This window comes from Mycolicibacterium lacusdiani (genome assembly GCF_021916785.1).
Classification (GTDB): Bacteria; Actinomycetota; Actinomycetes; order Mycobacteriales; family Mycobacteriaceae; genus Mycobacterium; species Mycobacterium lacusdiani.
In genome coordinates, this window is record NZ_JAKCFC010000006.1 from 221386 (window position 1) to 241559 (window position 20174).

Sequence of the window (20174 nt, forward strand, 5' to 3'; positions counted from 1 at the left end):
CTCTTGTCGGACCCCCGTGGTGTCATTTCACCGTGCCCGCCTCACACACCGCGTTGACGCCCGAGTCGCTGACCGAACCCGGCCTGCGTGGCACCGTGCGGCTACTCGGCGGTCCCGGCACCGGCAAGTCGACGCTGCTGGTGCACACGGCGGCGGCGCACGTGGCTGCCGGGACCGATCCGGAATCCGTTCTCCTGCTGACGGGTTCCGCGACGCTCGGCGGCCGGGCGCGCGCCGCTGTGACGGCCGCGCTCCTGAGCACCGGCGGACCCGTCGCGGTGCGCGAACCGTTGGTGCGCACCGTGCACTCCTACGCCTTCGCCGTGCTGCGCCTCGCCGCCCAGCGCAACGGGGACCCGCCGCCGCGGCTCGTCACCAGCGCCGAGCAGGACGGCATCATCCGCGAGATGCTGGCAGGCGACGTGGAGGACGGCGCGGCATCGTCGGTGGACTGGCCGGCCTCGCTGCGTCCGGCGCTGAGCACGGTGGGCTTCGCCACCGAACTGCGCGACCTGCTGGCACGGTGCACCGAGCGTGGCGTCGATCCCGTTGCGCTGCAACGCCTCGGCAGGCGCATGAGTCGCCCGGAGTGGATCGCCGCGGGTCAGTTCGCGCAGTCCTACGAGCAGATCATGCTGCTGCGCTCCGCCGTGGGCATGGCGGCGCCGCAGGCCACGGTCCCGGCGCTGGGTGCGGCCGAACTCGTCGGCGCCGCGCTCGACGCGCTGGCCGCCGACCCCGACCTGCTCGCTGCCGAGCGAGCCAGGATCAAGCTGCTGCTCGTCGACGACGCGCAGCACCTCGACCCGCAGGCCGCCCTACTCGTCCGGGTGCTGGCCGCAGGCGCCGAACTCGCCGTCATTGCAGGCGATCCCCACCAGACGGTGTACGGCTACCGCGGCGCGGACCCGGCACTGCTCGAGCCCGGCGACGAACCGGCGATCGTGCTGACCCGGTCGCACCGCTGCGCCCCGGCCGTGGCCCGCGCCGTCGCGGGCGTGGCGAGTCGGCTGCCCGGCGTGGACGAGGTCAGGCACCTCGCCGCGGTCGACGACCGACCCGGGTCGGTGGCGGTGCGCATCGCGGCCACCTCGCACGCGGAGTCCGCCCTCATCGCCGACGCGCTGCGACGCGCACACCTCGTCGACGGCGTGCCGTGGTCGCAGATGGCGGTCATCGTCCGGTCGGTGCCGAGGGCGGGCACGGCACTCGCCCGCGCGTTGACGGCTGCGGGCGTGCCGGTGGAGCAGCCGTCCCCCTCCTCGCCGCTGGCCGAGCACCCGGTCGTCGCGAGTCTGCTGCTGGTGCTCGACGCCGTGGCGGACGGCCTGACCGGTGCGGCCGCGACGGCGTTGCTCACCGGCCCGCTGGGCGGGGTCGACCCGGTCTCGCTGCGCCAGTTGCGTCGTACGCTGCGCCGCGCGGACGGCAGCACACCGCCGCGGGAATTCGCCGACCTGCTGCTCGACGCGCTGGAGGGCCGCGGGCCGGAGCTGCCAGACCACCTCGCCCGGCCCGTTCGGCGCGTCCGGTCGGTGCTGACGGCGGCCCGCCGCAGCCAGCGCGACGACCTCGATCCGCGCTTCGTGCTGTGGCAGGCGTGGCACCAGTGCGGTCTGCAGCGTCGGTGGCTCACCGCCGTCGAGCGTGGCGGTTCCTCGGCCGGGCAGGCCGGCCGCGACCTCGACGCCGTCACCGCCCTCTTCGACGTCGCCGAGCAGTACGTCACCCGCACCACCGGTGCGTCGCTTGCCGGCTTGGTTGACCACGTGCGTGCCATGACGCTGCCCGCTCCGGCGCGCGGTGAGGTGGCGCCGGGGGAGACGGTGGCAGTGCTCAGCGCGCACTCCGCGCTCGGCCGCGAGTGGGAGTTCGTGATCGTCGCGGGCGTGCAGGAAGGGTTGTGGCCCAACACCGTTCCGCGTGGCGGCATTCTCGGCACGCAGCGGCTGGTCGACGTCCTCGACGGTGTCGTCGACGGACCGGACACCCCCGTCTCGAGCACGGCGCCGCTGCTGGCCGAGGAGCGCCGTCTGCTGGTCGCCGCGCTCGGACGGGCACGCAGCCACGTCCTGGTCACCGCGGTCGACAGCGACGAAGGCGACGAGGCGATGCTGCCGTCGACGTTCTGCGACGAGGTCGCGGCGCTGGCCACCGAGCGGCCCGACGCCGACGCCGCGCCGCTGCTGGCTCCCCGCGTGCTCGCACCCACCGCTGTGGTCGGCCGCCTGCGCGCGGTGGTGTGTGCACCCGCCGAGGCTGTCGACCCGCGCTCACGTGCCTGTGCGGCAACGCAGTTGGCACGCCTCGCCGCGGCGGGCGTGGCGGGGGCGACCCCGGACCAGTGGCATGCCACCACCACGCCGTCCACCGAGGCGCCGCTGTGGGAGGGTGACGACCACGTCGTCACGATGTCGCCGTCGACGTTGCAGACGCTCACCGATTGCCCGCTGAGGTGGCTGCTGGAGCGCCACGGTGGTCAGGACGGCCGCGACGTGCGGTCGGCGCTGGGCTCCGTCGTGCACGCGCTGGTGTCGGACTCGTCCAAGAGCGAGGACCAGATGCTGGCCGACCTCGAAACGCTCTGGACTGCACTGCCCTTCGACGCCGAGTGGTACTCCGCCAACGAGCTGGGCAGACACCGGACCATGCTGTCGGCGTTCACCAAGTGGCGCGCCCAGACCCGTGGCGAACTGACCGAGGTGGGTACCGAGATCGAGGTCGACGGGGTCGTCGCGCCCGTCGACGGGAACGGTCCGGCCGTGCGGGTGCGCGGGCGCGTCGACCGGCTCGAGCGCGATGCCGAGGACCGGCTGGTGGTCGTCGACCTCAAGACCGGCAAATCACCGGTCAGCAAGGACGATGCGCAACGGCACGCCCAGCTCGCGACCTACCAGCTGGCGGTGGCCGAGGGACTGGTGCCCCATGGCGATCAGGCGGGCGGCGGTCGGCTCGTGTACCTGGGCAAGATCGGCTCGGCGGGCCCGGCCGAGCGCGAGCAGGATCCGATGACCGACGACGCCCAGGCGCAGTGGCGCCAGACCGTGGGGGAGGCCGCCTCCGCCACGCAGGGCCCGCACTTCACCGCGCGGGTCAACGACGGCTGCGCGCACTGCCCGGTGCGCGCGATGTGCCCGGCGCAGGCCGCGATGGAGGGACGCCCGTGACACCGCGTTACAGCCCAGCAGAACTCGCCGACGCGCTCGGCATCTTCGCGCCCACCGAGGAGCAGGCGGCCGTCATCGCCGCGCCGCCTGGGCCGCTGGTCGTGATCGCCGGTGCCGGCGCGGGCAAGACCGAGACGATGGCCGCCCGGGTGGTGTGGCTGGTCGCCAACGGGTATGCCACGCCGGGGCAGGTGCTGGGGCTGACGTTCACGCGCAAGGCCGCAGGCCAACTGCTGCGCAGGGTGCGCACCCGGCTGTCGCGGCTGGCGGGCGTGGGCCTGGCTGCCGGCGCGCCGAGCATCGAGGAGCACGCCACCGTGAGCACGTATCACGCGTTCGCCGGAACGCTGCTGCGCGACCACGGGCTGCTGCTTCCCGTCGAGCCCTCCACCCGGCTGATCACCGAGACGGAGCTGTGGCAGTTGGCCTTTCGGGTGGTGTGCGAACACCCCGGCGCGCTGGACACCGAGAAGTCTCCCGCTGCGATCACGGCGATGGTGCTGCGGCTGTCGGGTCAGCTCGCCGAGCACCTCGTCGACACGGGGCAGCTGCGTGACACCCACCTGGAGCTGGAACGGCTGGTGCACACGCTGCCTCCCGGTCCGCGGCAACGCGACACCGGCCCGAATCAGTCGCTGCTCAAGATGCTCGGCACGCAGACCGAGCGCACCGTTCTGATCCCGATGATCGACGCGCTGCACGAGCGCATGGGGGCCGAGAACGTCATGGACTTCGGCATGCAGATGTCGTCGGCCGCGCGACTGGCGGAGCGCTTCCCGCGGGTCGGGGCGGAATTGCGCGCCCGGTACCGCGTCGTCCTGCTCGACGAGTACCAGGACACCGGGCATGCGCAGCGCGTCGCGCTCTCGTCGCTGTTCGGTGGGGGCGTCGACGACGATCTGGCGCTGACCGCAGTGGGCGACCCGATCCAGTCGATCTACGGGTGGCGGGGGGCCTCGGCCACGAACCTGCCCCGGTTCACGACCGACTTCCCGCTGTCCGACGGAACCCCTGCCCCCACCCTCGAATTGCGCACCAGTTGGCGCAATCCGCCCAGCGCCCTGCACCTGGCCAACGCCGTGTCCGCGGAGGCCCGTCGCCGATCGGTCGAGGTGCGCGAACTGCTGCCGAGGCCCGACGCGCAGCCCGGCACGATCCGCGCCACGCTGCACTCCGACGTATCGGTCGAACGCGACTGGGTGGCAGACCAATTGGCGCGTGCCCACCACGCCGCGCTCGAGGCGGGCGAGGCTGTGCCGACCGCCGCGGTGCTGGTGCGCCGCAACGCCGACGCGGTGCCCATGGCCGACGCGCTCACCGAGCGCGGCGTGCCGGTCGAGGTCGTCGGTCTCGCGGGGCTGCTCGCGATACCCGAGGTGGCCGACGTGGTCGCGACGCTGCGGCTCGCCGCCGAGCCCATGGCGGGCGCCGCGGCGGTGCGCGTGCTGACCGGGCCGCGGTGGCGTCTCGGCGCCGCCGACCTGGCAGCGCTGTGGCGGCGCGCGGTCGAACTGGACCGGCTCGACACCGCTCGGGATCGCAGCTCGATCGGCGACATCGTCGCGTCGGCCGCCCCTGACGCCGACGCCGCGTGCCTCGCGGACGCCATCTGCGATCCCGGCCCGGCCGACCGCTACTCCACCGAGGGCTACCGCCGGATCGTCGCGCTGAGCCGTGAGCTGACGATGCTGCGCGGCCAGTTGCATCACCCACTGCCGGAACTCGTCGCGGAGGTGCGCCGGACGATGGGCGTCGACACCGAAGTCCGAGCGGCGCAAGCCGTTTCGGCCGATTGGACGGGGTCCGAGCACCTCGACGCGTTCGCCGACGTGGTGGCCGACTACGCCGCGCGCCCCTCGGCGACGGTCGCAGGACTGCTCGCGTACCTCGACGCCGCGGCCGAGGTGGAGAACGGTCTGGCCCCGGCCGACGTCTCGGTGTCGCGCGACCGCGTGCAGATCCTCACCGTGCACGCCGCCAAGGGCCTGGAGTGGCAGATCGTCGCGGTCCCGCACCTCAGCGGCCGGGTGTTCCCGTCTTCGGCGATGGCGCGCACCTGGCTCAGCGACGCGGGCGACCTCCCGCCCCTGCTGCGCGGTGACCGGGCCACGCTGTCCGAACACGGCGTCCCGGTGCTCGACACGTCCGACGTCAACGACCGCAAGGCACTGTCGGACAAGATCACCGAGCACAAGCGCACCCTCGATCAGCGCCGGGGCGACGAGGAGCGACGGCTGCTGTACGTGGCCCTCACCCGCGCCGAGGACACCCTGCTGCTGTCCGGTCACCACTGGGGCGCCACGGAGTCCAAGCCCCGCGGGCCGTCGGAGTTCCTGCTGGAGATCAAGGACGTCATCGACGAGGCGGCCGCCGCGGGTCAGCCGTGCGGCGTCGTCGAGCACTGGGCACCGGCACCCGCCGACGGGGAACCCAATCCGCTGCGCGACGAGGTGATCGAACGGCAGTGGCCCGGCGGCCGGTCCGGCGCCCACGACGTCGAAGCGGGCGCCGCACTCGTCGCGCGCGCACTCGCGGGGGATCTTGCGCAGCCGGTCCCCACCGAGCCCAGAGGGGAGATTCCGGACGTCGACGACGCCCAGGCGTGGGAGGCCGACGTCGACGCGCTGCTCGCCGAGCGGCAGAAGGCCGCGCACCGGCCGCCGCCCGCCCTGCCCGCCCACCTGTCGGTCAGCGCGCTCGTCGACGTGGGACGCGATCCCGACGGCGCCCTGCGTCGGCTGCAGCGCAGGCTGCCCGCGCGTCCCGACCCACATGCCCTGCTGGGTACGGCGTTCCACGACTGGGTGCAGCGCTTCTTCCACGCCGAGCGGTTGTTCGACCTCGAGGACCTGCCCGGTGCGGTCGACGGCGAACTCGGTCGCGTCGAGTCCGACCGGCTGGCCGAACTGCAGGCCGCGTTCGCGACGTCCGCGTGGGCGTCGCGAACGCCCACCGACGTCGAGGTGCCGTTCGACATGGTCGTCGGCGCCACGGTCGTGCGGGGTCGCATCGACGCGGTGTTCGCCGACGACGACGGCGGGTTCACCGTCGTCGACTGGAAGACCGGCGACCCCCCGGCCGACGACGAGGACCTGCGCCACAACGCCGTTCAGCTGGCCGTGTACCGGTTGGCGTGGGCCGCCACCCACGGCATCGAGCCCGCGATGGTCAGGGCGGCGTTCCACTATGTGCGCAGCGGTGTCACCGTGACGCCCGACGAACTGCCCGACGCCGCGGAACTCGCGACGCTGCTCGAGGTCGCCTAGCGCGGGGTGTTGCGGTAGACCTTCAGCGCCTGCATCACCATCGGCACCTGCAGCGGCAGACGGGCGATGGCGCCGATGCGTGCCGGCCAGCCCTTGCTCCACCACAGGCGGACCATGTTGACGTTGGCGGGGAAGACGGCGAGGTACAGCGCGATCGCGGCCAGTGCGCCGAGGCGGCGCGTCCTGGGCACCAGCAGCAGTGCGCCGGTCGCGACCTCCGCGACGCCCGAGGCGTGCGTGTAGACCCGTGCGCTGCCGGGCAGTTCGGCGGGAACGATGGTGTCGAACGGCTTGGGAGCCACGAAGTGCAGGGCGCCCATGCCGACCAGCATCGCTCCCATTCGCTGCGCGGTGGCCTGGCTACTGGTGTCGACGCGCGATGGCGTGAGGGAGGTCATGGTTACATTGTGCTGTGCAGCGCCTTCGGCTAGTGATGGGGCCTCGTGGCGAGGGGTAAGTTGCGTCGCCGCCTCCAGCGGCTCGACCAGGAGAACCTGGACGCACGACATGACGCAGCCCTTGGCGACGTGCTGTCGATCCCCGAGGACTTCGTCAGCCCGGCGCGCAGGATCGCGATGCGGGTCCTGTACGCGCTGGCGGCATTGGTAGCGGCGGTCCTGATCGTGTACTTCGACCGGCACGGTTACCGCGACATCGCGTCGACGCCGGAGGAGAGCGATCCGCTGTCGTTCCTGGACTGCCTGTACTACGCCACCGTGTCACTGTCGACGACGGGTTATGGCGACATCACCCCGTACACGGAATCGGCGCGGCTCATCAACGTCCTGGTGATCACACCGCTGCGGGTGGCGTTCCTGATCGTGCTCATCGGCACCACCGTCGAAACGCTGACCACCCAGTCGCGGCAGGCGTTGAAGATTCAGCGTTGGAGGAAGAGCGTGCGCAATCACACCGTCGTCGTCGGATACGGCACCAAGGGCCGCACCGCCGTGGCCGCGATGATCAGCGACGGCGTCGCGCCGGGAAACATCGTGGTGGTCGAACAGGACGACTACCCGCTCGAGCGGGCGAAGGCCGCAGGCCTCGTCACCGTGCGAGGCAACGCGACGAAGGCGGAGGCGCTACGACTGGCGAGCGTTCAGCACGCCGACACCATCATCGTGGCGGCCAACAGTGACTCCGACGCCGTGCTGGTCACCCTTACCGCCCGCGAACTCGCACCGAAGGCCAAGATCATCACCGCCGTTCGTGAGTCCGAGAATCAGCACCTGCTCAAGCAGTCCGGCGCCGACACCACCGTCGTGACCTCGGAGACGGCGGGCCGGCTGCTGGGCATCGCCAAGCAGACCCCCAGCGTGGTCGAGGTCATGGAAGACCTGCTGACCCCTGATGCCGGCTTCGCGATCGCCGAGCGTCCGGTGACCGCCAAGGAGGTCGGGGCGTCGCCGCGGCACATGAAGGAGATCGTGCTCGGCGTGGTCCGGAACGGGAAACTACTGCGGGTTGATCTGCCGGAGGCCGACGCGGTCGAACTCGGCGACAAGCTGCTGGTCATCAAGACCGCCAATTCGGAGGACTGACCGCCGCATGACCGACTTCACCCTGCGCAACGTCCCGCTGCTCTCACGCATCGGTGCCGACCGCGCAGACGTCCTACGCACCGACGTCGACGCCGCCATCGCGGGCTGGCCGGATGCGCTGCTGTTGCGCGTCGACCGGCGCAACCAGGTGCTGATCTCCGACGGCCGCGTGGTGCTGACCGCCGCCGCCAAGTTCGCCGACCACCCCGACGAGCACGCGGTGTTCCTCGGCCGCATGCCCGACGGCAGGCACGTCTGGGGCGTGCGGGCTGCGCTGGAGGCGCCCGAGGACCCGACCGCGGAGACCGAGGTGCTCGACCTGCGCCGCGCGGGCACCGTCTTCGACGACGTCAGCGCGCAGCTGGTCTCGACGGCCACCGCACTGCTCAACTGGCACGACCACGCCCGCTTCAGCCCGGTCGACGGGTCGCCGACGAAGGCGATCAAGAGCGGCTGGGGCCGGATCAACCCCGGCAACGGCCACGAGGAGTTCCCGCGCATCGACCCGGCGATCATCTGCCTGGTGCACGACGGTCACGACCGCGCGGTGCTGGCCCGCCAGACGGTGTGGCCCGAGCGGTTGTTCTCACTGCTCGCCGGTTTCGTCGAGGCGGGCGAGTCGTTTGAGGCCTGCGTGGTCCGCGAGATCAACGAGGAGGTCGGGCTGTCGGTCACCGACGTCCGCTACCTCGGCAGCCAGCCGTGGCCGTTCCCACGCTCGCTGATGGTCGGGTTCCACGCCATCGGTGACCCGGAGCAGGAGTTCTCGTTCAACGACGGCGAGATCGCCGAAGCAGGCTGGTTCACCAGGGCCGAGGTCCGCGACGCCCTCGAGAACGGCGACTGGAGCAGCGACTCGGCGTCACGACTGCTGCTGCCCGGGTCGATCTCGATCGCCAGGGAGATCGTCGAGTCCTGGGCCGCGCTGGACTAACGCCTCGTCGGACCTCAGGCGCCGAGCTTGGCCTTGACCTGCTTGGCGCTCGGGTTCGTCAGCGTGGATCCGTCGGGGAACTTCACGGTCGGCACGACGTGGTTGCCGTTGTTGACCGATCCGACGAAGTCGGCGGCCTTGGGGTCGGCCTCGATGTCGACCTCGGTCCAGGAGATGCCTTCGGACTTCAGCGCGGTCTTGAGGCGGGAGCAGAAGCCGCACCACGACGTCGTGTACATGGTCAGGCCCGAAGAAGTTGAAGTGCTCATGGGTTTCACAACGTATCGGAGCTCCCGAAGATGCCCGATGTCCGATCGCCCTGCCAAGATGGTCGGCATGCCCAGTCCAGGTTCTGCGGCGCCGACCGAAGGGCTCCTCGACGATCTCGACGAGGAGCAGCGCGAGGCCGTCCAGGCGCCGCGTGGTCCGGTGTGCGTGCTCGCCGGCGCGGGCACCGGCAAGACCAGGACCATCACGCGACGCATCGCGCACCTGGTCGCCTCCGGCCACGTCGCGCCCAGCCAGGTCCTGGCCGTCACCTTCACCTCGCGCGCTGCGGGGGAGATGCGCCTGCGGTTGCGATCGCTGGATCAGCAGGCCGGTGGCGTGGGCACCGGCTCGGTGCAGGCCATGACCTTCCACGCCGCCGCCCGCCGCCAGTTGCAGTACTTCTGGCCGCGTCTGGTCGGCGACACGGGCTGGGAACTGCTTGACAGCAAGTTCTCGGTCGTCGCCCAGGCCGCCAACCGGGCAGGCATGCAGACCGGGACCGATGACGTCCGCGACCTCGCGGGCGAGATCGAGTGGGCCAAGTCGTCGCTGATCAGCCCGGAGACCTATCCCGCCGAGGTCGCCAAGGCGGGCCGCGACATCCCGTTCGACGCCGCCAAGGTCGCCGCGGTCTACGCAGGCTACGAGGCCGCCAAGGCGCGCCGCGAGGGTACGACGCTGTTGGACTTCGACGACCTGCTGCTGCACACGGCCGCCGCGATCGAGAACGACGCGGCGGTGGCGCAGGAATTCCGCGACCGCTACCGCTGCTTCGTCGTCGACGAGTACCAGGACGTAACGCCACTGCAGCAGCGCGTGCTCGATGCCTGGCTCGGCGAGCGCGACGACCTGACCGTCGTCGGTGACGCCAACCAGACCATCTACTCGTTCACCGGCGCGACTCCGAACTACCTGCTCGACTTCTCGCGCCGGTTCCCCGAGGCCACGGTCGTCCGCCTCGAGCGTGACTACCGGTCCACCCCGCAGGTGGTGTCGCTGGCCAACCGCGTCATCGGAGCGGCGCGCGGCCGGATGGCCGGCAGCCGGCTGCACCTGGTGGGTCAGCGCCCGCCGGGTCCGGAGCCGTCGTTCAGCGAGAACACCGACGAGGTCGCCGAGGCCACCGCGGTGGCGAAGAGCATCAAGAAGCTGATCGAGGGGGGCACGCCGCCTGCCGAGATCGCGGTCCTCTACCGGATCAACGCCCAGTCCGAGGTGTACGAGGAGGCGCTGACCGCGGCGGGGGTGGCGTTCCAGGTGCGCGGCGGCGAGGGCTTCTTCAGCAGGCAGGAGATCCGGCAGTCCCTGCTCGCACTGCAGCGAGCGGCCGAGCGGGGCGCCGACGTGTCCGGCCCCGAGTTGGCGGCGGGCGTGCGCGAACTGCTCGAACCGCTGGGGCTGACGGCCGAGGCGCCTGCGGGCACCCGGGCCCGCGAACGCTGGGAGGCACTGACCGCGCTCGCCGAACTCGTCGACGAGGACGTCGCCCAGCGTCCCGAACTCACCCTGCCCGCCCTGGTGACCGAGCTGCGCCAACGCGCCGACTCCCGGCATCCACCGGTGGTCCAGGGCGTGACGCTGGCGTCGCTGCACGCCGCGAAGGGCCTGGAGTGGGACGCGGTGTTCCTGGTGGGCCTGGCCGACGGGACGCTACCCATCTCGCATGCGCTGTCCCACGGCGCCGACAGCGAGGCCGTGGAAGAAGAACGTCGGCTGTTCTACGTCGGAATAACAAGGGCGCGTGTGCATCTCGCGCTGAGCTGGGCGCTGGCCCGTGCGCCCGGCGGGCGGCAGGGGCGCAAGCCGTCGCGGTTCCTGAACGGCGTCGCACCGCACACCGCAGCCGACACCGGCGGTGCCAAGCCGCGTCGGCAGCGCGGCCCCGCCCCGCGGTGCCGGGTCTGCAACGCAGCGCTGTCCACGCCGGCGTCGATCATGCTGCGACGGTGCGAGAACTGCCCGTCGGACATCAACGAGGACCTGCTGGCCGAGTTGAAGGACTGGCGCTCGCGCACCGCCAAGGAGATGAGCGTGCCGGCCTACGTGGTGTTCACCGACAACACGTTGATTGCGATCGCCGAGACCCTGCCGACCGACGATGCGGCGCTCGTCGCGATTCCGGGCATCGGGGCACGCAAGCTGGAGCAGTTCGGGCCCGACGTCCTGGAGTTGGTCCGCAGCCGTTCGTGAAACTGCCACGAATCGCAAAGATCACGCCAAAAGTGCTGGTCAGAAAATCGCTTGTGGCTTTTTCGTGTTAGCGTCTAGCCTCGTAGACGCCTTCACGGGCGCCCCAATGACAGGCATGGAGAGGAGGTCCGGCGACATGATCAGCATTCCATTTACCGGCGTAGTCGCTTCTGGCGGCCTCCTCGGCGTCGCATGGGCCGACCGTACCCACCGGGCCCACCATGCCATTCCGAATGCCGCCGTCGCGGCCTACGCCGCTGCCGCGCCCGCAATCATGCGCAAGCGCCGCACCGCCGCTGCGACCCTCGCGTCCGTGAATCGGGGCACCTGCTAGGACAGCTCACGACACGCCTCATGGCCACGGACCCGACATCGGATCCGTGGCCATTTTCATCGGGAGAGCCCGAGAACCTGGTCGAAGGATCCATCTAAGACAGATGACCGAGCAACACGACCAGGAAGCAGGAGAGACATGTCGGACCGGACATGCCGCGAGAGGCTGACGGTGCCCTGTCACGAGGAATCGCCGGATCTGTGGTTCGCCGAGAGCCCCACGGAGCTGGAGCGCGCGAAGGAACTGTGCGCGGATTGCCCGATCCGCCGCGAGTGCCTGGACTCCGCGCTGGAACGTCAAGAGCCGTGGGGGGTCTGGGGTGGAGAGATCCTCGACCGCGGAACCATCGTGGCGCGCAAGCGGCCACGTGGTCGCCCCCGCAAGAACCCGCAGCCGAGCCCTGCGGCAGCATGAGGCGAGGCCGCCCGGCGTGATCCGCTGGGCGGCCTCGTCGTGCTCAGCCGAGTGCCGGGTCAGTCGGCGAAGCCCGGAATCAGTTCCGTCGCAAGCGCTCTGGTGGGGATGTGCGCGTCGAGCTGACACGAGATCGCGACGTTGGAGGCGATGACCCGCATCGGGATCGCGAGCTTGGCCGGGATGTCCATCTGACGCGCGGTCTTGATCTGGTCGACCGAGAGGTCCATGTTCCTGGCGGCCATCTTCTGCAGCCACTTGCGGGTGTAGTGGAAGACCTCGACCTCGAGCGGTTCGACGTACTGGCGCAGCATGTCGTCGAGTTCGCGGGTCGACACCTGCTCGCCCTGCTGGATGAAACCCAGCCGCTCCATCGCGGGAAGTAGGTGGTCGTAGTCCTTTTCGAGTGAATAGCGCACCACGCGACCGAGTTCGACGGGGATGCCGCCCGGCAGCGGCGCCACGGCACCGAAGTCCAGGACGCCCATCTTGCCCTCGGGCAGCAGCATGAAGTTCCCGGGATGCGCGTCGCCGTGCATCATCTCGAGCCGCCGCGGCGCGTCGTAGGTGAGTTCGAAGAGCCGCGTGCCCATCAAGTCGCGCTGCTCGGCAGTGCCCTCGCGGATGATCTTCGCCATCGGGATGCCTTCCATCCACTCGGCGACGACCACCTTGGGGGCGCTCGCGACGATGGCGGGCACCACGAAGTGCGGGTGGTCGCGGTAGGCCTTGGCGAACGCCCGCTGATTGTCGGCTTCGAGCCGGTAGTCCAGTTCCATCTCGGTGCGCTCGATCAGTTCGTCGACCACGCCCTGCACATCGGCACCGGGGGACAGCTGCTTGAACACCGAGACCATGCGCTTCATGGTCTTGAGGTCGGCGCGCAGCGCTTCGTCGGCACCGGGGTACTGGATCTTCACGGCGACCACGCGGCCGTCGGCCCACACCGCCTTGTGCACCTGACCGATGCTGGCCGAGGCGATCGGTGCGTCGTCGAACGACTGGAAGCGTTGCCGCCACTTGGTGCCCAGCTGTGCGTTGAGCACGCGGTGCACCTTCTCGGCGGGCAGGGGCGGTGCGTCCTTCTGCAGCTTGGTCAGCGCTTCGCGATACGGCTCGCCGAACTGCTCGGGGACGGCGGCCTCCATCACCGACAGCGCCTGGCCCACCTTCATTGCGCCGCCCTTGAGTTCGCCGAGAACGGTGAACAGCTGATTGGCGGCCTTCTCCATGAGCTCGGCGTTGACCTCGTCCCGCGACGAGCCGGTGAGTCGCTTGCCGAAGCCGAGCGCAGCACGTCCGGCGAACCCGACGGGAAGCGAAGCCAACTTCGCGTTGCGCGCTGCCCGACCACGCTTGATGTCTGCCACCACTCCATCATCCACGACTGCGCCACACCGGTTCCTGTGACGTCCCGAACACCGCGGGAAGTGGCAGCAACCGTCAGCAACCGCACCGTGGATGGCGCGACCAGCGTCGGCTGATCGTCGATCCGGTGTGCACGTCGAACTCGAGCGTGGTGTCCAGGGTGGGCGGTGGTGCGTCGCGCAAACCGGGACCGCCGCAACCCTGCACGGCCTTGACGACGCGCTCGACCTGATCGAGCGCGAGTGCGGCGGTGGCCAGCACCGTGGCGCGGTCGGCGTTGCCGACGGTGCGGCGCAACTGCGCGGCGACCGCAGGCCAGGCGGCGTCGCGGTCGCTGCGGTGGAGGTCTGCGCACCGCAGGCAGCTGGTTTGGCCCGGCACCACCAGCGGGCCGACGAGTCCGGTGCCGTCGCGCACCCGGACCTGTAGGTGCGGCACACCCGCGTCGTGCAGGTCGTGCACCACCTGCGGGTCGGTGACGAGGTAGTCCGAGAGCACCACCAGGTCGGTGTTGCGCGGGTTCACGCCGGCGTGGCTGAGCCTGCTGATTGCGATCCGGTTGCCCGAGCACCGCAGCGCACCGGTCAGCAGGTCCGACAGCGGACCGCGGCCGTGCACCCGCACCGAGGCCGACCGGGTACGGGGAACGTCGATGCTCAGGACCTTCGATCGGGTGAGGCACTCGACGAGTTCGGCCGCCGCTGCGGCGTCGTGGGCGCCGCGGTTGAGCAGCAGCGAGGTGAAGACGGGCAGCGTCATTCCCGATTGCAGCGCCCGGAGCAGATCGGCGAGCGCGTCAGGCGTCAGCCCGGCGGGCGGGGTGACGAGTACGGCGCGGCGCGGATCCCAGCCCACCTGCACGGTGTCGTCGGGCCGCATCAGCACCGGCATCGCCGGGTCCAGCGTGTAGCGGGTCACGCGCCGACTCAATCACGGTCGGCGGATGTGGCGCTCTAGTTATCCACAGGGGGACGGCCGGGGTCGTCGCCGCCGTTGGCGTCCCTCTCGAGGTCGGCGATCGCCTGGTCCATGCCGTCGGTGTCGCCGCCGATCATCCGGTCGATGAATCCGGCGGGCTCGTCGAGGTCGCCGGCCGAGGGCAGCAGGTCGGGGTGCTGCCAGACGCCGTCGCGGGCATCGGCGCCGATTGCGTCGGTCAGCTTCTCCCACAGGGCGGCCGCCTCGCGCAGCTTGCGCGGGCGCAGTTCCAGGCCGACCAGCGTGGCGAAGGTCTGCTCGGCGGGCCCACCGGTCGCACGGCGCCGCCGCAGCGTCTCGCTCAGCGCCGACGTCCCTGGGATGCGGTCGCCGAGAGCGGCGGTGACGACGGTCTGCACCCAGCCCTCGATCAGGGCCAGCAGGGTTTCGAGCCGTTCGAGCGCGGCGGTCTGCTCGGGGGTGGCCTGGGGTTCGAACATGCCCTGGCTGAGCAGCTGCTCCATCTTCGCCGGGTCGGTCAACGCCGACGGGTCGATGCCGCGGGCGAGTTCCTCGATGCCGCTGGAGTCGACCTTCATGCCCCTGGCGAACGCCTCGACGGCGCTCATCAGCTGGCTGGACAGCCACGGCACGTGGGAGAAGAGGCGGTGGTGGGCGGCCTCGCGCGCGGCGAGGAACGTCATGATCTCGCTGCGGGGCTGCTCGAGTCCCTCGGCGAGGGCTTCGATGGCGTCGGGCATCAGCGCGGCGACCCCCTTGGGTCCCAGGGGCAGGCCGATGTCGGTGGAGGTCAGCACCTCCTTGGACAGCGTGCCCAGCGCCTGGCCCAGCTGCGAGCCGAAGGCCATGCCGCCCATCTGCTGCATCATCGCCATCAGAGGGCCGGCCATCGCGCGGGCTTCCTCGGGGAGCGCCGAGGTCCACACCGACGACATCTGCTCGGCCACCGGGTCGCACAGCCGCTTCCAGGTGTCGAGGGTGTTGTCGATCCAGTCGCTCGGCGTCCACGCCGCCGTCCTGGTCGTGCCGGCGGGCAGCGGCGTCACGCCGTCCAGCCACGTCTCGGCGAGCCGCACGGCGTCGGCGATGGCCGACGTGGTCTGTTCGGGGACGGGCTTGACGAAGCCGATCGAGCTGGACGCCAGCTGGCGCGCCAGGTCGTAGTTCACGGGCCCGGTCTGCTTGCCGCTGCCCATGTTGCCTGCGCCGCTGAACATCTCGCCCAGCTTGGAGAAGATCTGGCCGAGGTCACCCATGTCGAACCCACCGCCGCCGAAGCCGAACGGGTCGGATCCGGGCGGACCGGAATTGGGGTCCTTCTTGGACTTGTCGCGGTCGGGGTCGTCTCCGGAGGAGAAGCCGAAGGGCAGGTCGGACATGCTTCAACGGTACTCACCTCAGGCGTTCACCGTGGGTCGGCGGGTCACGCTGAGAGCTAAGCCGACCCGGAGCCCTACTGTGGGCGGCGTGAACAGGCGGATTCTGACCCTGCTGGTGGCGTTGGTACCCATCGTGGCGTTCGGCCTACTGCTCTCGGCGGTCACCGTGCCGTTCGTGGGGCTGGGTCCGGGACCGACGTTCGACACCCTCGGCGAGGTGGAGGGCAAGGAGGTCGTCGACATCGAGGGCACCGAGGTGCACCCCACGACGGGTCACCTCAACATGACCACCGTCGCCCAGAGTGACGGCATCACGCTTGGCCAGGCCCTTGCACTATGGATCTCCGGGCGCGACCAGCTCGTCCCGAGGGCGCTGGTCTACCCGCCCGACAAGTCCAAGGACGAGATCGACGAGTCCAACACCAAGGACTTCAAGCGGTCCGAGGACAGCGCCGAGTACGCCGCGTTGGCGTACCTGAAGTACCCGAAGTCGGTGACGGTCGAATCGGTGACCGAACCCGGCCCGTCGGCGGGCAAGCTCGAGGACGGCGACGCCATCGACATGGTGAACGACAAGCCGGTGGCGAGCCTCGAAGAGTTCACCGCGATGCTCAAGACCACGAAGCCGGGCGACCAGCTCGTCGTCGACTACCGCCGCAAGGGCGGTGACCTGGGGACCACGACGATCACGCTCGGCGACAATCCCGACCGCGATTACGGATTCCTCGGCGTCGGCGTGCTGGAGGCGCCGTGGGCCGACTTCACCATCGACTTCAACCTGGCCAACGTCGGCGGACCGTCGGCCGGGCTGATGTTCAGCCTCGCCGTGGTGGACAAGCTGACCACCGGCGACGTCAACGGCGGGAAGTTCGTCGCGGGCACCGGCACGATCGACGACGCGGGCAAGGTCGGGCCGATCGGCGGCATCACCCACAAGATGGTCGCGGCGCGCGAGGCGGGTGCAACGGTGTTCCTGGTGCCCGCGGAGAACTGCGTGGAGGCGAACACCGGGGACACCGACGGCCTGACCTTGCTCAAGGTGGACACGCTCGCCACAGCGGTGGAGTCGTTGAAGACCTATTCCGCCGGTGGCGAAGCTCCCGGTTGCTGAGAGATCTCTTGGGGCCTGGTGCGTAGAGTTGGGGCACGTCGACTCGTCGACGTCACCGAAGAACGAGCACTCAGACTGGAGTTGACGAGTGGCAATGCGGCCTGCGGCACGGATGCCGAAGCTGACTCGACGTAGCCGAATCTTGGTTGCCATCGCGGTGGCCTTCGTGCTGCTGTTGCTGATTGGGCCCCGGTTCATCGACACGTACGTCGACTGGCTCTGGTTCGGCGAACTCGGCTACCGGTCGGTGTTCACGACCGTGCTGACGACCCGGCTGGTCGTGTTCCTCGTTGCGGCCCTGGTGGTGGGTGCGGTCGTCTTCGGCGCTCTGACGCTGGCCTATCGCACGCGGCCAGTCTTCGTCCCCTCGGTGGGGCCGAACGACCCGGTGGCGCGCTACCGCACCGCCGTGATGTCGCGGATGAAGCTGTTCACCATCGGCGTGCCCGCGTTCATCGGCGTGCTCGCAGGCATCGTTGCGCAGACCTACTGGGTGCGGATTCAGATGTTCCTGCACGGCGGCGAGTTCGGCGTGACCGATCCGCAGTTCGGCCTGGACCTCGGCTTCTACGCCTTCGACCTGCCGTTCTACCGGCTGATCCTGAGCTACCTGTTCGTGGCGACGTTCCTGGCGTTCGTGGCGAACCTGCTGGGCCACTACCTGTTCGGCGGCATCCGGCTGGCGGGTCGCACGGGGGCGTTGAGCCGCGCGGCACGCATCCAGCTGATCTCCCTGGGCGGCACGCTGATCCTGCTGAAGGCATTCGCCTACTGGCTCGACCGCTACGAGCTGCTGAGCCACACCCGCGGCGGCAAGCCGTTCACGGGCGCCGGCTACACCGACATCAACGCGGTGCTGCCCGCCAAGCTCATCCTGCTGGCCATCGCCGTCATCTGTGCGGTCGCCGTCTTCTCCGCGATCTTCCTGCGCGACCTGCGCATCCCCGCCATCGGCGTCGTGCTGCTGCTGCTGTCGTCGCTCATCATCGGCGCGGGCTGGCCGATGATCGTCGAGCAGTTCAGCGTCAAGCCGAACGCGGCGGCCAAGGAATCCGAGTACATCGGCCGCAGCATCACCGCGACCAGGCAGGCCTACGGGCTGACCGACGAGACGGTGACCTACCGCGACTACAGCGGCAACTCCCAGGCCACCGCGCAGCAGGTCGCGGCCGACCGAGCGACCACGTCCAACATCCGTCTGCTCGATCCGACGATCGTGGGGCCTGCGTTCACGCAGTTCCAGCAGGGCAAGAACTTCTACTTCTTCCCCGAGCAGCTGTCGATCGACCGGTACGACGGGCCGGATGGCCGCCTGCGCGACTACGTCGTCGCCGCGCGCGAGCTGAACCCCGACCGCCTGATCGACAACCAGCGCGACTGGATCAACCGCCACACCGTGTACACCCACGGCAACGGCTTCATCGCCTCGCCGGCCAACACGGTGCGCGGCGTGGCCAACGACCCGAACCAGAACGGCGGCTACCCCGAGTTCCTCGCCAGCGTCGTGGGCGCCAACGGCGAGATCGTGTCGCCCGGTCCGGCGCCACTGGACCAGCCGCGCATCTACTACGGCCCCGTGATCGCGAACACCGCCGAGGACTACGCGATCGTCGGCCGCAACGGCAACGACCGCGAGTACGACGTCGAGACCAACACCGAGACGAAGAACTACACCTACACCGGCTCCGGTGGCGTTCCGGTCGGCAACTGGCTCGCACGCAGCGTGTTCGCCGCGAAGTACGCCGAGCGGAACTTCCTGTTCTCCAACGTGATCGGCTCGAACAGCAGGATCCTGTTCAACCGGGATCCCGCCAAGCGCGTGCAGGCCGTGGCGCCGTGGTTGACCACCGACAACGGTGCCTACCCGGCGATCGTCAACAAGCGCATCGTGTGGATCGTCGACGGCTACACCACGCTGGACAACTACCCGTACTCCGAGCTGACCTCGCTGTCGGATGCGACGGCCGACTCCAACGAGGTGGCGCTCAACCGGCTCGCGCCCGACAAGCAGGTGTCCTACATCCGCAACTCGGTCAAGGCCACCGTGGACGCCTACGACGGCACGGTGACGCTGTACGCCCAGGACGAGGCCGACCCCGTGCTCAAGGCGTGGATGGCGGTGTTCCCCGACACCGTGAAGCCGAAGTCGGACATCTCGGCCGAACTGCAGGAGCACCTGCGGTACCCCGAGGACCTGTTCAAGGTGCAGCGTGCGCTGCTCGCCAAGTACCACGTCGACGACCCGGTGACGTTCTTCTCGACGTCGGACTTCTGGGACGTGCCGCTGGACCCGAACCCGACGGCCAGCAGCTACCAGCCGCCGTACTACATCGTGGCGAAGAACCTTGCCGCGAACGACAATTCGGCCTCGTTCCAGCTGACCACCGCGATGAACCGGTTCCGGCGTGACTTCCTGGCCGCGTACATCAGCGCTAGTTCGGATCCGGACTCCTACGGCAAGATCACGGTGCTGACCATTCCCGGTCAGGTCAACGGTCCGAAGCTGGCGTTCAACGCGATCAGCACCGACACCGCGGTCAGCCAGGACCTCGGCGTCATCGGCCGCGACAACCAGAACCGGATCAGGTGGGGCAACCTGCTCACGCTGCCGGTGAGCGACGGCGGACTGCTCTACGTCGCTCCGGTGTACGCGTCGCCGGGTGCCAGTGACGCCGCGTCGTCCTACCCACGCCTGATCCGCGTGGCGATGCTCTACAACGACAGGGTGGGCTACGGGCCGACGGTGCGCGACGCGCTCGACGAACTGTTCGGCGCGGGTGCGGGTGCGACTGCCACGGGGCCGGCGCCCACTGCGGGCCAGCCGGCAGCCAACGGCAACGGCAATCCGCCTGCGGCACAGCCGCAGCCGGGTGGCACGCCGCCCGCGGCGACGCCGCCTCCTGGCCAGAACCGGGCAGCCGAGGTGCCGACGCCACCGGTTGCGGTGCCGCCTGGCGGGCCGGTGCAGTTGTCGCCGACCAAGGCCGCCGCGCTGCAGGAGGTCAACACCGCGCTCGACGGGATGCAGCAGGCTCAGCAGAGCGGCGACTTCGCCGAGTTCGGCGAGGCGCTGCAGCGGCTCGACGATGCGATGAACAGGTATCGCGAGGCGCAGTAGCTTGCGGATGCGCCCATCGGGCTGGCGCAGTAGCTTGCGGATGCGCCCATTGGGTGAGGCGCAGTAGGCCCGGGCAGGCGCAGTAGCTCGTCGCTCGGCAGGTCCCCAGACGTCGTCTCGGGGATCTGCCGAGCGATTACTCG

Annotated in this window: 14 protein-coding genes; 9 read left to right on the forward strand and 5 right to left on the reverse strand. The window is 70.1% G+C overall.

Annotated elements, in window-relative coordinates; translation table 11 throughout:
• The first annotated feature begins 32 nt into the window (after window positions 1–32).
• Window positions 33–3167, forward strand: coding sequence for an ATP-dependent DNA helicase (locus LOK44_RS19445; protein ID WP_237571740.1), 3135 nt, complete (start codon window positions 33–35; stop codon window positions 3165–3167).
• Window positions 3164–6433, forward strand: coding sequence for an ATP-dependent helicase (locus LOK44_RS19450; protein ID WP_237571741.1), 3270 nt, complete (start codon window positions 3164–3166; stop codon window positions 6431–6433). The genes LOK44_RS19445 and LOK44_RS19450 overlap by 4 nt, the downstream gene beginning before the upstream one ends.
• On the opposite strand, the gene LOK44_RS19455 is transcribed toward LOK44_RS19450, so the two are convergent.
• Window positions 6430–6831 carry a DoxX family protein gene (locus LOK44_RS19455; RefSeq protein ID WP_237571742.1) on the reverse strand — a complete coding sequence of 134 codons (402 nt, stop codon included), beginning with the start codon at window positions 6829–6831 and terminating at the stop codon, window positions 6430–6432. The genes LOK44_RS19450 and LOK44_RS19455 overlap by 4 nt on opposite strands.
• A 45-nt stretch (window positions 6832–6876) precedes the next feature.
• Here LOK44_RS19455 and LOK44_RS19460 point away from each other — a divergent pair, with 45 nt between their 5' ends.
• A complete protein-coding gene (locus LOK44_RS19460; protein ID WP_237571743.1) occupies window positions 6877–7974 on the forward strand; it encodes a potassium channel family protein in 1098 nt (365 codons plus the stop codon).
• A 7-nt stretch (window positions 7975–7981) separates the two neighbouring features.
• Entirely contained in the window at window positions 7982–8908 is a 927-nt protein-coding gene (gene nudC, locus LOK44_RS19465) for an NAD(+) diphosphatase (protein ID WP_237571744.1), read from the forward strand.
• Between the two features lie 14 nt (window positions 8909–8922).
• On the opposite strand, the gene LOK44_RS19470 is transcribed toward nudC, so the two are convergent.
• Window positions 8923–9177 carry a mycoredoxin gene (locus LOK44_RS19470; RefSeq protein ID WP_237571745.1) on the reverse strand — a complete coding sequence of 85 codons (255 nt, stop codon included), beginning with the start codon at window positions 9175–9177 and terminating at the stop codon, window positions 8923–8925.
• Window positions 9178–9244: 67 nt separating this feature from the next.
• On the opposite strand from LOK44_RS19470, the gene LOK44_RS19475 reads away from it, so the two are divergent.
• The 3 genes from LOK44_RS19475 (at window position 9245) to LOK44_RS19485 (ending at window position 12116) form a co-directional block, all read left to right on the forward strand.
• Window positions 9245–11368: an ATP-dependent DNA helicase UvrD2 gene (locus LOK44_RS19475; protein WP_237571844.1), complete on the forward strand. Its 2124-nt coding sequence runs from the start codon at window positions 9245–9247 to the stop codon at window positions 11366–11368.
• A 136-nt stretch (window positions 11369–11504) separates the two neighbouring features.
• Window positions 11505–11702 (forward strand): hypothetical protein, encoded by a 198-nt coding sequence (locus tag LOK44_RS19480; protein ID WP_237571746.1) that lies wholly within the window; start codon window positions 11505–11507, stop codon window positions 11700–11702.
• Window positions 11703–11840: 138 nt separating this feature from the next.
• On the forward strand, window positions 11841–12116 hold the full coding sequence (locus tag LOK44_RS19485) for a WhiB family transcriptional regulator (RefSeq protein WP_163918596.1): 276 nt from the start codon (window positions 11841–11843) through the stop codon (window positions 12114–12116).
• 59 nt (window positions 12117–12175) lie between these two features.
• Here LOK44_RS19485 and LOK44_RS19490 read toward each other — a convergent pair whose 3' ends face one another.
• Genes LOK44_RS19490 through LOK44_RS19500 form a run of 3 tightly spaced genes read right to left on the reverse strand, consistent with a single transcriptional unit; the run spans window position 12176 to window position 15802 of the window.
• On the reverse strand, window positions 12176–13501 hold the full coding sequence (locus LOK44_RS19490) for a macrolide-binding ATPase MABP-1 (RefSeq protein ID WP_237571747.1): 1326 nt from the start codon (window positions 13499–13501) through the stop codon (window positions 12176–12178).
• A 58-nt stretch (window positions 13502–13559) separates the two neighbouring features.
• Window positions 13560–14402 carry a bacteriocin biosynthesis cyclodehydratase domain-containing protein gene (locus LOK44_RS19495; RefSeq protein ID WP_237571748.1) on the reverse strand — a complete coding sequence of 281 codons (843 nt, stop codon included), beginning with the start codon at window positions 14400–14402 and terminating at the stop codon, window positions 13560–13562.
• A gap of 35 nt (window positions 14403–14437) precedes the next feature.
• A complete protein-coding gene (locus LOK44_RS19500; RefSeq protein ID WP_237571749.1) occupies window positions 14438–15802 on the reverse strand; it encodes a zinc-dependent metalloprotease in 1365 nt (454 codons plus the stop codon).
• A gap of 88 nt (window positions 15803–15890) precedes the next feature.
• On the opposite strand from LOK44_RS19500, the gene LOK44_RS19505 reads away from it, so the two are divergent.
• Both LOK44_RS19505 and LOK44_RS19510 read left to right on the forward strand, forming a co-directional pair.
• Window positions 15891–16913 (forward strand): YlbL family protein, encoded by a 1023-nt coding sequence (locus LOK44_RS19505; protein ID WP_237571750.1) that lies wholly within the window; start codon window positions 15891–15893, stop codon window positions 16911–16913.
• A gap of 88 nt (window positions 16914–17001) precedes the next feature.
• The gene (locus LOK44_RS19510) at window positions 17002–20031 is read left to right on the forward strand and encodes a UPF0182 family protein (RefSeq protein ID WP_237571751.1); all 3030 of its coding nucleotides are present in this window, start codon (window positions 17002–17004) and stop codon (window positions 20029–20031) included.
• Window positions 20032–20174: the final 143 nt, after the last annotated feature.

Coding starts and splice junctions, on each gene's coding strand:
- LOK44_RS19455 (WP_237571742.1), bottom strand. CDS start 6,831: ATGACCTCCCTCACGCCATCGCGCGTCGACACCAGTAGCCAGGCCACC.
- nudC (WP_237571744.1), top strand. CDS start 7,982: ATGACCGACTTCACCCTGCGCAACGTCCCGCTGCTCTCACGCATCGGT.
- LOK44_RS19470 (WP_237571745.1), bottom strand. CDS start 9,177: ATGAGCACTTCAACTTCTTCGGGCCTGACCATGTACACGACGTCGTGG.
- LOK44_RS19475 (WP_237571844.1), top strand. CDS start 9,245: ATGCCCAGTCCAGGTTCTGCGGCGCCGACCGAAGGGCTCCTCGACGAT.
- LOK44_RS19480 (WP_237571746.1), top strand. CDS start 11,505: ATGATCAGCATTCCATTTACCGGCGTAGTCGCTTCTGGCGGCCTCCTC.
- LOK44_RS19485 (WP_163918596.1), top strand. CDS start 11,841: ATGTCGGACCGGACATGCCGCGAGAGGCTGACGGTGCCCTGTCACGAG.
- LOK44_RS19500 (WP_237571749.1), bottom strand. CDS start 15,802: ATGTCCGACCTGCCCTTCGGCTTCTCCTCCGGAGACGACCCCGACCGC.